This window comes from Streptomyces sp. NPDC052496, from assembly GCF_040679095.1.
Taxonomy (GTDB): Bacteria; Actinomycetota; Actinomycetes; order Streptomycetales; family Streptomycetaceae; genus Streptomyces.
Window position 1 is genome coordinate 242,942 of record NZ_JBFAUH010000004.1, and the last position, 11,694, is coordinate 254,635.

The 11,694-nt window shown below is 68.0% G+C and carries 12 protein-coding genes and 2 pseudogenes; 10 read left to right on the forward strand and 4 right to left on the reverse strand.

Going from position 1 to position 11,694, the window contains the following annotated elements:
• Window positions 1-519 precede the first annotated feature (519 nt).
• Complete coding sequence (locus AB0L45_RS08250) at window positions 520-786, forward strand: MoaD/ThiS family protein (RefSeq protein WP_050509122.1); 267 nt, start codon at window positions 520-522, stop codon at window positions 784-786.
• 22 nt (window positions 787-808) lie between these two features.
• Here the strand turns inward: AB0L45_RS08250 and AB0L45_RS08255 are convergent, their stop codons facing one another.
• Window positions 809-1,009 (reverse strand): hypothetical protein, encoded by a 201-nt coding sequence (locus AB0L45_RS08255; protein ID WP_365837372.1) that lies wholly within the window; start codon window positions 1,007-1,009, stop codon window positions 809-811.
• A gap of 619 nt (window positions 1,010-1,628) precedes the next feature.
• Here AB0L45_RS08255 and AB0L45_RS08260 point away from each other — a divergent pair.
• From AB0L45_RS08260 to AB0L45_RS08270, 3 genes are all read left to right on the forward strand, one after another.
• Window positions 1,629-3,677, forward strand: a complete 2,049-nt coding sequence (locus tag AB0L45_RS08260) for a hypothetical protein (RefSeq protein WP_033033241.1) — start codon at window positions 1,629-1,631, stop codon at window positions 3,675-3,677.
• A 158-nt stretch (window positions 3,678-3,835) separates the two neighbouring features.
• Window positions 3,836-4,159, forward strand: coding sequence for a hypothetical protein (locus AB0L45_RS08265; protein WP_033033242.1), 324 nt, complete (start codon window positions 3,836-3,838; stop codon window positions 4,157-4,159).
• A 134-nt stretch (window positions 4,160-4,293) separates the two neighbouring features.
• Entirely contained in the window at window positions 4,294-4,749 is a 456-nt protein-coding gene (locus AB0L45_RS08270; RefSeq protein WP_234339450.1) for a hypothetical protein, read from the forward strand.
• Between the two features lie 155 nt (window positions 4,750-4,904).
• On the opposite strand, the pseudogene AB0L45_RS08275 reads toward AB0L45_RS08270, so the two are convergent.
• A pseudogene (locus AB0L45_RS08275) lies at window positions 4,905-5,836 on the reverse strand (IS5 family transposase).
• A 220-nt stretch (window positions 5,837-6,056) separates the two neighbouring features.
• Window positions 6,057-6,731, reverse strand: a pseudogene (locus AB0L45_RS08280) (IS701 family transposase); the annotation flags it as partial.
• A gap of 699 nt (window positions 6,732-7,430) precedes the next feature.
• Here AB0L45_RS08280 and AB0L45_RS08285 point away from each other — a divergent pair.
• Both AB0L45_RS08285 and AB0L45_RS08290 read left to right on the forward strand, forming a co-directional pair.
• On the forward strand, window positions 7,431-8,066 hold the full coding sequence (locus tag AB0L45_RS08285) for a DUF4386 domain-containing protein (RefSeq protein ID WP_033035386.1): 636 nt from the start codon (window positions 7,431-7,433) through the stop codon (window positions 8,064-8,066).
• Between the two features lie 64 nt (window positions 8,067-8,130).
• Window positions 8,131-8,838 carry a DUF4386 domain-containing protein gene (locus AB0L45_RS08290; RefSeq protein WP_033035385.1) on the forward strand — a complete coding sequence of 236 codons (708 nt, stop codon included), beginning with the start codon at window positions 8,131-8,133 and terminating at the stop codon, window positions 8,836-8,838.
• A gap of 20 nt (window positions 8,839-8,858) precedes the next feature.
• On the opposite strand, the gene AB0L45_RS08295 is transcribed toward AB0L45_RS08290, so the two are convergent.
• On the reverse strand, window positions 8,859-8,987 hold the full coding sequence (locus AB0L45_RS08295) for a hypothetical protein (protein ID WP_324607473.1): 129 nt from the start codon (window positions 8,985-8,987) through the stop codon (window positions 8,859-8,861).
• 526 nt (window positions 8,988-9,513) lie between these two features.
• Between AB0L45_RS08295 and AB0L45_RS08300 the strand changes: the two genes are divergently transcribed.
• From AB0L45_RS08300 to AB0L45_RS08315, 4 genes are all read left to right on the forward strand, one after another.
• Entirely contained in the window at window positions 9,514-10,080 is a 567-nt protein-coding gene (locus tag AB0L45_RS08300) for a DUF5994 family protein (RefSeq protein ID WP_033035384.1), read from the forward strand.
• Between the two features lie 7 nt (window positions 10,081-10,087).
• Window positions 10,088-10,366, forward strand: coding sequence for a hypothetical protein (locus AB0L45_RS08305; RefSeq protein ID WP_033035383.1), 279 nt, complete (start codon window positions 10,088-10,090; stop codon window positions 10,364-10,366).
• 312 nt (window positions 10,367-10,678) lie between these two features.
• The gene (locus AB0L45_RS08310) at window positions 10,679-11,059 is read left to right on the forward strand and encodes an STAS domain-containing protein (protein WP_033035382.1); all 381 of its coding nucleotides are present in this window, start codon (window positions 10,679-10,681) and stop codon (window positions 11,057-11,059) included.
• A complete protein-coding gene (locus tag AB0L45_RS08315; RefSeq protein ID WP_234339624.1) occupies window positions 11,056-11,682 on the forward strand; it encodes a hypothetical protein in 627 nt (208 codons plus the stop codon). Before AB0L45_RS08310 ends, AB0L45_RS08315 begins: the two co-directional genes overlap by 4 nt.
• Window positions 11,683-11,694 lie beyond the last annotated feature (12 nt).

Genomic DNA, 11,694 nt, shown 5'->3' on the forward strand with positions numbered 1-11,694 from the left:
AGACCGGGGGCCGTGAAGTCGGTGGCCGGCACGAGTCCCGGGTAGACGCGGTCTTCCAAGGAGGCCGCGCGCCGCCCAGGAACACTGGCCGCTGTGCTGTGCGGTATTCGGCCGATCAAGGCTTCGAGGACCGTGTCGAACTGGAGCGTCGTAGGCGAACAGAGGAATGTCCTGCGAGAGTCGGTCCCGGCGACTGGTTACCTGTCGGGGCCGGGGCAGGCTGGTCGATTGCTGGGTTCACAGTCGTTCCAGTCATCCAGCGTTGGGCAGGAACATGGCATCGTAGAACGGCGATTCCGGGACGTGCCTGATCTGCCCCACTACTGTGTACCCCCCACCGCAGGTAGGCATCGTGGGCGGGCCGGTTGTCGATTCCCTGTCAAGTCCTTGTGTTCGGCTGTGCAGGCTGCATCTGGTGCGTTGCGCACTGCCCGGCGGCGGCGATGCGTGTGTGCCAGCCAAGGGTGACTCGTGGACCGAGGAAGGTTCGAGGAGGTCAAGGTTGGACAGTCCCTTGACATGACATTTGAATTCAACGGAATGCTGCTTCGCGCTGCCGACAACCAGCGGACGGTCAGTGTCCAAGCCGCCAACCTTTCGGATGCTTTGGCGGAGCTGACGGCGAAATACCCTCAGCTGGGGCGCCTCCTGCTCGACAGTTCCGGGCAGCTGCGTCAGACCCATAGGGTGATTCTCAACGGTGAGAGGATCCCCAGCCCTGACCCGGCCATGCCGCTCTCCGACGACGACCGAATCGAGTTCCTCACCGCCATCGCCGGCGGCTGAGGTCGTCGCCTCGTCCATGCCTTCACCGTGCTGACCATGTGATGAGCGACGCCTTCTTCGCGACGCCGTACTTCAGGCTGGCAGCCGTGCCGGCCAGATGGGTTCCCTGCCCGACCGTGTCCCGGTCGTTCCTGTCGCCCGTCACGTTGGCACCCCACCGGGCACGTCCCTGGAACGACACGTGGGCAGTGTTGATGCCGGTGTCCAGGACGTAGATGTCCACCCCCTCGCCGGCCCGACTGTCGAACTTGTACTAGTCGAACGTGCTGGACGTCAGCTTCGGACGCTGGGAGATCCGGGCGAGCCCCCACGGCGCGCCTGTCTGAGTATCGATGGGCACCTGTTCGCTCCTGGGGGGCGCTCGAAACGACGGGCAAGACACTCACAATGTCGTCACAACGGTGACCATTCGCGCGACTGGTCGCTGCCCCCTGCCGCGGTAACCCAAACAGCTCAGGCACGCAACTTGCGGCACTTCGGCCAGCCTTCCCGCCCGCGGGCGGGAAGACCCGGCTGCCGGCCTGGGCGCACGACCCGACGGGCAGTGCCTTCGGCCGACGGGAGCCAGATGCCGCCCCCGTGGCCGGCCAGGCCGCGTAGCGTCCCGGGCCGTCGGCCGCCACAGGCCCAGCGAGGTTCGCTGGCCGGGGTACGGGACGAAGGTGCGCATGCCAGACGTGTTCACCCGCCTGCCGCTTCTGAGCGGCTGGGCGCAAGATGGTGTTTCCGGTCGTTTCTGTCGGCTTGGGCGTTTGGGTGGGGCCGGGCGGGGCGGGAACCCTACCGTGTGCCTGTCCGTGACCGGCTGGTTGCGGACAGGTGGCGGTTGTGAGGAGTTCGCGATGGCCGATGAAGTGCAGTCGACGGAGCAGGACCGCCTGGAGCGGCTGCGGCAGCTGCTGTCGGGACAGCGTGCGCAGCAGCGTGCGGGGCGGGCGCTGGCGCTGGGGCAGGGTGCGTACGCCAATGTGCTGCTGGGAGCGATGCTGCACGGCGCGGACCGGATGCGGCAGAACAAGACACTTACCGATCTGGAGCGGATCCTGCTGGAGGCGGTGGGGGCGCAGCTGTCGGCCGCGGAGACCAAGGCGTGGGGTGGTGTGTACCGGGAGGTGGTCACCGCGCAGGGCGGGAAGGTGGCGGTGCTGCCGGAGAGGATCACGCGGCTGCCGGTGACACAGGGCTATGCGATGGCGGACTTGCGCCAGGATTTCGCCAGGCTGCAGGCCGAGGCCCTGGCATGTGCGAACGTGCAGATCGTCTCCCCCGCCGTGGTCGCCGAAGGGGGGCCGGAGGACCCGGCGTTCATCGCAGCGATGCGCGAGACCGGGTTCGCCGTCACCGGCTTCGATGACGGCACCGCCCCCCTCACCTCCGCCGGCTGTATCACGACCGCCGGCGCCGGGCAGGATGAGCAGGCACCCGCCGACAGCGCCCAGAGCCCGGACGGCGCCGAGGCAGCCTCGGCATTCCGGGTCAAGCTGGAACTGGAGAATTTCTACGTCCACCGGGTGGTCGGGGACCAGGGCGGCGGCCGGGACGAGATCTACTGGACCACGGCCACCAGCGTCGGGGACAGCGGCAAGGGCAGCCCCTTCACCTCGGAGGAGTTCGGAGCCGTCCAGAAGAACCAGACCCGGTCCTTCGCCGCCAACAAGAAGATCTTCTTCGACGGGTCTTCCAGCGGTTTCGTCGGGACGACGATCTGCTGCTGGGAAGCCGACCAGAGCAACGCAGCATGGTTCAGCGAGCTCCAGAAGGCCCTGCTCCAGGCCATCGCCGTCATGGACCGCACCCTGAACTGCGCCAACTTCACGCCCGCCGTGATCTACATCCCCACGTGGGCGACGATGGCGTGGGAGCTCGGCAAGTTCTTCGTCACCTTCATGGAGTGCTTCCGCAACTACGACGACCTCTCCTGCCAGCGCACCATCGGGATGGACCGCCAGGACCTGGCCGTGCTGTCCCACCGGGGCCAGGCCGCCTGGCACTTCAACGGCGACGGCCACCACGAACTGCGCATCAGGTACACCGGCGACCCGGTGCCCTTCCCCGCCGGAACCCTCGAATACGCCGTACGCACCGGCAGCCACTTCGGCTGGAGCGCGCCGATCGCGCTGCCGTGGAAGAGCATCACCCCGCCCGCCCTCGCCGCCTACAACGGCAAGCTCTACGCCGCGTTCGTCCGCGAGGACAAGGCGGTGATGTGGAGCCGCCTGGACAACGGAGTGTGGCGCAGGCCCGAGCGGATCGGCCAGGACCAGAGCATCTACGCCCCCGCCCTGTGCGCGGCCCACGGCAAGCTGTTCTATGCCGTCAGCGGCACCAGCCGCGGCCTGTACTGGCGCACCTACACCGAGTCCGGCGGCTGGAGCAGTGTCGGCAAGTGGGATGACTACGGGCCGGGCTTCGCCCCTTCCATGGCCGCGGTCCCCAGCAGGCTGTGGCTGACACACGTCGGCACCGACGGCCTGCTCTACCACAACACCCACGACGGCAGCGGCTGGAGCCGTGCCTACCAGTCCGACGTCGACTGGCGGGTCAAGGGCGCTGCCGCGATGGTCCCCCACGGAACCGGGCAGGTGTGGCGGCTGGCCTGCGGACTGGACGACAAGGTCCACTTCATGATCTCCGGCTCGGCCACCGGCTGGCGCACCGATGTCTCCAAGGCCAACTGGAGCACCAGGCGCGGGCTCGCCCTCACCGTCCACGAGTCCAAGATCTGGGCCATCCGTCAGGACCTGGACGGCACCCTGCGGGCCGCCACCTACACCGACGCCGTCCCATGGCTCGACGACGGCTACGTCGGCGGAAAGCGCATCACCTCCCTGGACGAGCCGGCCGTGGCCTCCAACGCGGACAAGCTGTATGTGATGTACCGGCGCCGCTGAGCCCACCGCCGCCCGCACGCACCGCACCCGCCGGGACGCCTCGGCATCCGGCGGGTGCCAGCGGTCCACCACGCCGGATCCCCGGCACCGGTCCCTGGCCGGGAAGGCGCGGTGTGTCGGCAGGCAGGCGGGGCCGACGGCGGTGTGACCCTGTACGCATGACGATTCAGCCCGACCAGCTCACTCACCCGGCGGTACGCGCCTTCGTCGCCGCCGTCAACGCCAACGACCAGGCCGCTTTCCGCGACGTGCTCACGCCCGGCGCGACCATGTCCGACGACGGCACGGAATGCGACATCAGCCAATGGAGCCAAAGGGAGATCTTCAGCTCGAACGGCCACATGGACGTCACATCGGAGGCGGACGAGGGACTGTCGCTCGTCGTCGACTACCGCAACGACACCTGGGGGACGATGCGCACCAAGTGGCACTTCACAGTGGACGGCGAGCAGGTAGCGCGGTTCGAGACCGGGCAGGCGTGACCTGACCGGAGGTTAGCCGCCCTGCGCCCGCTGCGGGCCGCAGGGCGTTATGCCGTCTGGGCGCAGGCCGCTCGCGGTAACGCTCTCACAGGTGCTCGCAGCGCCGACGCGACAAGACTTACGAGCTCGGCCCCATGGGCATCGACAAGCCCCAAACGAAGAACACGAGGCCGCAGCAGCGCAACACCGAACGAGGTGGCCAGGCCGGAGGAGATCAAGCCCTCTCTCGTACTGGCGTCGGGTTACGTGACGGCCCCGGCGACAGATCGTTGTGTCCCGCGCTGGATCGGGGTGGTGTTTGTCGGACGGGCGTCACCATGCCCGGGCAAGGTCGTTATCAGCATATGAACACCACCACGCGTGCCCTTACCACCCTCGCCCTCGCCGGGGCTGCACTGGCCGTCACCGGCACGGCCCAGGCTTCCGGCATCCTGGGCCTCGGAAACAATGGAGGGCAAAACCGCGATGAGTCCTTCAATCAAAACCTGGCAGTGTTCGGGGACTCGCTCATGAGCGGCCAAGGCAACGCCTTGGCCCCCAGCGTCAACGTGCACGGCATCGACGGCATCGGCACACCGTACGCTCGGTAGTCAGGGACAGGCGGGCGGATCACTGATGGATCCACAACCGGATTGCAGCGAAGCTGGCCGTGCCGCGACCGACAAACACTCCTCGTTCCTACCGTAATTCCACGGCCCGGAAGCCGTCGAGTGCGTCGATAGCCCCCTAGGCACTGTTTCTCGGATCATGTGCGGAGCCAGATGATGAGGGCTGCGAGGGTGACGGTGCCGAAGTAGATGTAGGCGCGTTTCTCGTAGCGGGTGGCGACACCGCGGAAGCCTTTCAGGCGGTTGACGGCGCGTTCGACGGTGTTGCGTTTCTTGTAGCGCTCTGCGTCGAAGCCGGTGGGCCGGCCGCCTCGGGAGCCTCGGTTGAGGCGGTGTCTGCGCTGTTCGGCCCGTTCGGGGATGGTGTGCCGGATGCCACGTCGCCGCAGGTAGCTCCGGTTTCTTCGAGAGGTGTAGGCCTTGTCGGCCAGGACGTGGTCAGGCCGGGTGCGGGGGTGCCCCACTGTGGTGCGGGGCACGGACACCTGTTCCAGTACCCGCTCGAGCTGGGGGCCGTCACCGTGGTGTCCGGGGGTCAGGACGAGGGCGAGCGGCCGGCATCGTCCGTCGGCGGCGAGGTGGATTTTGGTGGTGAAGCCACCTCGGGAGCGTCCCAGGCACTCGCCGAGCTGACCACCTCCACCAGCCGGACGGCCAGCTTCGACAGGACCGGATCGGCCTGGTTCGTCCCCCGCCCGTCCCCCTTTTGACCATCCACGGCGGGCGGAGCCTTCCTCGCGCCGGCGGCGTGCTGGTGCGCTCGCACCGCGGTGGAGTCCACCGGCACGTCCCAGTCGATCCGGCCGGCCGCGTCCTCGGCGGCCTGGACCTTCGACAGCAGCATCTTCCACGTCCCGTCCGCCGACCAGCGGCGATGACGCTTGTAGACCGTCTCCCACGGCCCGAACCGCTCCGGCAGATCCCGCCACTGCACCCCCGTACGCACCCGGTACAGCACCCCGTTGATCACCCGCCGGTGATCACTCCACCGGCCTCCGCGCGCACCGCCACGAGGCAGGAACGCTTCCAGCCGGTCCCACTCCGCGTTCGTCAGGTCTCCGCGTCCCATGCATACAGCCTGGCCCCAACGCCTCACTCCCGTAAGGAGATCTGAGAAACAGTGCCTAGTACTGCAACGGTGCTTGCCGTGACTGGTGGCCAGGATCAGGGGCTGTGCCCGCGTTGCTTGTAGTGACTGTTGCGGGCTTGGTGCTGGCGCCGTCGACGCCAGTGTGACCAGTACAGGGTGTGCTCGGCCGGTGCCGGACGGCGGTGGGTGAGTCGGTAGATCAGACGCCGGATTTCGGCAAGACTGAGGTGGATGAGCTGGGAGGATCCGTTTCTGCTTTCTCCGCATCCAGCTCACGGGCCCGCAGGACAGTCAGACAGGCGTGGGCGGCCATGGCCAACGTCATGTGGCGGTGCCAGCCCGGGTAGCGGCGGACCTGGTAGTCGTCCAGCCCGCACTCCTGCTTCGCGCTCTGAAAACATTCCTCCACCGCCCATCGGCTCCCGGCGACGCGGATCAGCTCGTCGAGAGTGGTGCCGGCGGGGCAGTAGGCGATGTAGTAGGAGATTTCCTCGGGCCGGCTGACACTGCGACGGGCGATCACCCAGTGCTGACGGTCCTCGCGGTGCCAGGGCCGCACCTCAACGCGGGCCCAGTCGAAGATCCGCCGGCCGTGGGCCCCCTCGCCGCAGGACCGGCGTTTCCACTTCTGCCGCGGCAGGCCGGGGAACAGGTCGTGGACGGGGTGGTCGATGGCCCAGCGGGTGACGACGGTGTCGTGCCGGGTGGTGGCCATCACGTGAAAGACATCGGCCTGCTCCAGCTCGAAGCGCAAGCCCTTGCTGAAGCCGTAAGCAGCATCGGCCGTCACCCACCGAAACGGGACCCGGTCGGCGATGGCCCGGCGGACCATCTCCTTGGCCATGGCCACCTTCGTCTCGAAGGCGACACTGTCGGAACCGCCCATGCACCGCTTCAAGCTCACCCGCCCACAACCTGACATCAGCAAGGCCCCCACCCATAACCAGACCAACGACCCAACTGGCCACCAGTCACGGCAAGCACCGTTGCAGTACCCGCGTCCGGACCGTCGAGTGCCCAGGAAGCCGTGCGGCATGGCCATCGGCCCAGGAGCGCGCCTGCACGGAGACCGAAAGGGTCCACCGCGATGTCAAGGTTGAGGTCCGGCAGCCGCTGTACGCGCGCGACGCGCTGCTTCTCAAGTGGGTACTGGCCCCCGGAGCACGGGCCCTCCGCGCAGGCGACCGACAGCTCCGGTGCCGGGCCGCCACCAGGCTCCTGCAGGTTCGAAGAAGCAGCCGCAGGAGCCGCCGCTGACAGTGACGCTGGTGGCGTACCGGGGCTTGCGGCCAGGGCAGAGCCGGGACCGAGGGCAGCCAGTGCTCAGGTGGACGGGTTCCGCTCACGCTACGGCAGCGCAGACCGCGGGATGGTCATCGCATCACCGCTGTCGAGATCGCCGGAAACGCTTTGCAGGGCGCCCATGACGGAGGGGCGCCTACCGTGTTGGTGGGCGCTACCGTAGTCGACGGAGGGCGGGTGCCGGAATCCGCAGTAGCCCGACACGCCCGGCACCGGTTGCCGACAGCCTCCGGCCGAGTTCCCGTGTGCGCAGCGCAGAGGAGAAACAGGTATGCCGCAGAGGAAGACTGCCGTCCTGGTGGGGCTGCTCTTCATCTCCTCGACGGTCACTTTTGCCGCTGGCAGTTCCCTCGTGCAAGCTTACTTCTCCGAGGGGGAGTCAAGCAGCGGGACGCTGTTTGTCGGAGTGTTTTTGCAGTGGTACACGGCCCTAGCGGTCGCCTCGATCGGCATCGCACTGTTCCCCGTTCTTAAGCCACACGGGAAGTACCTGTCTGCGGGCTATCTCCTCCTCAGAGTGGTGGAGGGCATGGCGATCATCGCCATCGGAGCTTACTTCCTGACGAGCCGCAGCCAGTTCGAGAAATACGACCTGCTTGTGTACACCTTGTCCGGCACCGGCGGACTCATCCTGTCCCACCTTTTGCTGCGCTCCGGGTTGGTTGCCAAGTGGCTGTCGCTGCTGGGAGTCGCGGGCTACGCCGCTCTGCTGGCAGGGGTACTGGCCGATGCGCTGGGAGCGATCAATCTCGATTCCGGTGCCGGTGCCGTGTTCCTCGTACCTGGCGGCCTGTTCGAAGTGCTGCTCCCGTTGCTGCTGATCTTCAGGGGTTTCCGCTCCGTCGAACAGTGCGCCCGTCCGCAGGGGAATCGTCCGGGTGTGGCGTCCGACAGCCCTGGCGGGTGACGTCTCTTGCCGAAATGCAGCAGCCAGAGACCGCCCGGTCGAGGCATCCGCATGAGAGGGGATCATGGCGACCGTGGTGCCGGCGAACACAGAGATGCGCAAGGCAGCCCTGACTGCGGGGGTCGGGTTGGTGACGATGTCAGCTCTGGCCGTCTTTGCCAATTTCGCCGTAGTGGAAGGACTCGTCACTGAAGGCGATGCCGAGAAGACAGCACACGACATACATGGTTCTGTGGTGATGTTCCGTTACGGTGTCGCCGCTCTGGCGTTGGTGGCTGTTCTCGATGTCATAGTGGCCTGGGCACTACTGGCCTTCTTCACGCCGGCCCACAAGGGTTTGTCCGCGCTTGCCGCGTGGTTCAGGCTCGCATACGCAGCGGTGCTCATGGTTGCTGTAGGTCAACTGGCAGGAGTTCCTTCGCTCGTCGGCGATGACGTGGGCAGAGGGCTTCACGGCGTGAGTCGCTCGCATGCGGAAGCCCTGGTCAAGATAGACGCTTTTCACGACACCTGGAATTCCGGTCTCATTCTGTTTGCCTTCCACCTGCTGACGCTCGGGTTTCTTGCATACAGGTCAGAGTATGTACCCAAGGTCCTGGGGGCGCTGCTGGTGATCGCTGGGCTCGGCTACCTGGTGGACAGCTTCGGCATACTGTTGTCTGCCGACTATTCGGCCGAGGTCGCGATGTTCGCCTTTATCGGTGAGTTCCTGCTGATGCTCTGGCTTTTGACCAAAGGCAGGAACGTCACTTTGAAAGAGCTCCGGGCCTGACGGGCAGGACTGGGGGCACTTCACGGCGCGCCAGGGTGGTGCGGGTGCGTGTCCCAGGCGCTCGCATCCAGTCCGGGACGTGCGAAGCAACCCAGCCGCTCGGTCAGCACGCGCATCGAGCCGGGCGGCTCGGTCTCGAGATCCCGCAACCTCGGCCACTACGTGCCGTCGAAGGTACCGTCGTGGCGAGGAGTCGTCTCCCTCCTCACTACGGCTACCCCTGGGCCCGCCTGATGGGCTCGGGCACCGTCCGGCAGCATCACGGGCAGCAGAGGATCAACGGTCAAGGCGCACCGTCCGCACCCGAGTGCGGCAGCTGTTGCTGGGACGTCCGGGGCCGGAAGGCCCGTTTGCCGATTACCGGCGGACCGAGTGTGTTCGTGGTCATCACGCGACCTCGCCCGGGGCGGCCCCGGTGTGGTGCTTCGCCGAGAACGGCACGGGCAACGGAGCCCGCGTACGAAGAGCCCTCGAGGTGACCAGCCCACTCTTGGACCACCGCTCCCCTGGTCAGCTCTCTGCCCAGAGCTCCAGCCGTCGACAGTCGTGGTCAGCGCTGCCGACGGAGTACGCTCGATGATACCGAGAGCATTTCCTGACCGGCTTCCTTGCCGGTATCTCTCTCGGTTCCAAGCACCGGGCCGGGCACGCCGGGCCCGGGGACGGGTCGACACCATGACGGTGATCACCGAACGCCCCCCGCCGGCCGCGCCGGCCGTCAGCCCCTCCGGCCACCCGCCGGTCCGCCTCTCCCTCAAGCCCTCGGGCCCGCAGACCGGGCTGCTCGACGGCGCCTGGTGGCCACGCTCGCGTGACCTCGCACATGAGCTTCCCGCCCTCGCCGAACAGCTGGACCCGCTGTGGGGCCGCATCACGCGCATCACGGTCAACCCGACGCACTGGCCGGTCGTGCCACGCACGATCCCCGCCAACGGCCGTGTGATCAAGGTGGGCTGGTTCACCGACGAACAGGACCCGCATCAGCTCCTGTTGCTCTCCTACCGCGTCGGGCGCTGGGACCTGTTGATCGTCCCTCCGGAGACCTGCGCGGCCGCCGCCGCACGGCTCATGGACGCCGCTTCGGATCCGCGCACCGCCCGAACGGGCAGCGAACTCATGGCGGCCGAGTCGGCCCGTCACCCCTCGGCCCCTGCCGAGTCGGCCCCGCCGGGCCGCACCGAGACATGGGAAGCGGAGGGCGGCGCCATGGCCGCGCGCGATTCCACGGCCGACAGGAGGTGACGCGGCCATGGGCAACGGCATCACCGTCACCGTCATACTCGCGATGATCGCTCTGGGAGTATTCGTGATCCATCTTCTGAACGCCCAGCACAACGACCGGATCGCGCTGCACCGGTACAGCCGCCGCCTTCCGGACCGCCGCGGCTCCCACGAGCCCACCCGGTCGCAGCCGGTCACCACCACCCCTCCCGCCGTGCACACGCGCCGGGACCACAGGGACGGAGGCCGCGGGCGCCTGCGCCCGCGGCGCAGGGTCACCGGCTCCTTCAAGGGCCGGAGGTCCTGACAGGAGAACAGCGCAACGCGGCGGGCCTGTGACCGGGCCTGCCGTGCCGTTCGGGCGCGGCCCGGCCGGACCCCCGGCTGGTGCGCTGTCGCGCCCCCGAGCGCCCCGTTACCGCCATACCCGGACTCCTCTCGGCCGTACGGGTTTTGATGCCCCTCGCAGCTCCCGGACCGCTGAGCCCGGGGTTACCCTCACATCAAGACGTCGACGTTCCAGACCCCGACGGCGCGTTGCTGCTGAGCGCACATCCCTGCCGGGATCTCGGCCCGAACCGCCCCCGTCCCGGCCCGGTCGCCCGGAACCGGAGGCGCCATGTCCCTGCCCGATCTGAACGTCTACCGGCACGACAAGCGAAACCGTGCACTGATCACTCTGTCCGGTGAGATCGACCTGTCGACGGCGCCTTTGGTCACCGCGTCCCTGCGGGAGTGCCTGTACGGCGGTATCCGCACCATCGACGTCGACCTGACTGCCGTCACCTTCTGCGACGTGAGCGGGCTCAACGCCTTCCTGCACGCTGCCGCGCAGGCCACGCGGAGAGGCGGAACCCTGCGACTGCATCATCCGCCGCTCGCGCTGCGACGCATTCTCTCGCACAGTGACTTCACCCTGCTGCTGAGCGGCGTTCCTGCGAGTCACCGCGAGAGCACGCCGGCACCGTGGCCCGCTCCCCTTTCGGCAGGTGCACCGTGACGGGCACCGGCCCCGGGCCGGGCCAGGAGCGGTCCGCCCCGGAAGCGGTGCGCATGCGCCGCCTGAGCCGCTGGCAGGCCGAGGCGCTCCGGGAGGACTTGGCGGACCTGTACGTGGAGTCTGCGGAGGCCGCGTTCGGCGAGACCTACCACCGTAGAGAGGATTTCCTTCGCCGCCTCGCGGACTCCGTGCGGCGCCCGGGCTTTTCCCTTCTCGTCGCCGAGACGCCCACCCTGGCAGGCTGCGCCTTCGGCTTCCCCGTCGCACGCGACGGGGCTTGGTGGATCGGCTTCGAGGGCGGCCTTCCCCGGTCCGTCGAGCAGCTGACCTCCTCCGGGCACACCTTCGCCGTGACGGAGACCGTGGTGCACCCGCACGAACACGCCTCCGGCCTCGCCCGGCGGCTGCAGACACGGTTGCTCGCAGACAACCACGCCTCGCTCGGCGCCACTTTGGTGGATCAGGCCGACCACGCCGCCCACAGTGCCTTTCGGGCGTGGGGGTGGCAGGACATCGGGCAGGTCCGCAGGCCGTCCGGCCCCGCGGCGCTGCGGGCACTGGTGCTGCCCCTGGGGGAACGCCACGGCCTCGCGCACGAGGCCCGTACGCAGCGTCCCGAGTGACCCGAAGCGAGG

What these genes read in the sequence shown, in the direction of transcription:
- AB0L45_RS08310 (WP_033035382.1), top strand. Translation starts at nt 10,679, where the DNA reads ATGTCCCTGCCCGATCTGAACGTCTACCGGCACGACAAGCGAAACCGT.
- AB0L45_RS08290 (WP_033035385.1), top strand. Translation starts at nt 8,131, where the DNA reads ATGGCGACCGTGGTGCCGGCGAACACAGAGATGCGCAAGGCAGCCCTG.
- AB0L45_RS08250 (WP_050509122.1), top strand. Translation starts at nt 520, where the DNA reads ATGACATTTGAATTCAACGGAATGCTGCTTCGCGCTGCCGACAACCAG.
- AB0L45_RS08260 (WP_033033241.1), top strand. Translation starts at nt 1,629, where the DNA reads ATGGCCGATGAAGTGCAGTCGACGGAGCAGGACCGCCTGGAGCGGCTG.
- AB0L45_RS08285 (WP_033035386.1), top strand. Translation starts at nt 7,431, where the DNA reads ATGCCGCAGAGGAAGACTGCCGTCCTGGTGGGGCTGCTCTTCATCTCC.
- AB0L45_RS08300 (WP_033035384.1), top strand. Translation starts at nt 9,514, where the DNA reads ATGACGGTGATCACCGAACGCCCCCCGCCGGCCGCGCCGGCCGTCAGC.
- AB0L45_RS08270 (WP_234339450.1), top strand. Translation starts at nt 4,294, where the DNA reads ATGGGCATCGACAAGCCCCAAACGAAGAACACGAGGCCGCAGCAGCGC.
- AB0L45_RS08305 (WP_033035383.1), top strand. Translation starts at nt 10,088, where the DNA reads ATGGGCAACGGCATCACCGTCACCGTCATACTCGCGATGATCGCTCTG.
- AB0L45_RS08265 (WP_033033242.1), top strand. Translation starts at nt 3,836, where the DNA reads ATGACGATTCAGCCCGACCAGCTCACTCACCCGGCGGTACGCGCCTTC.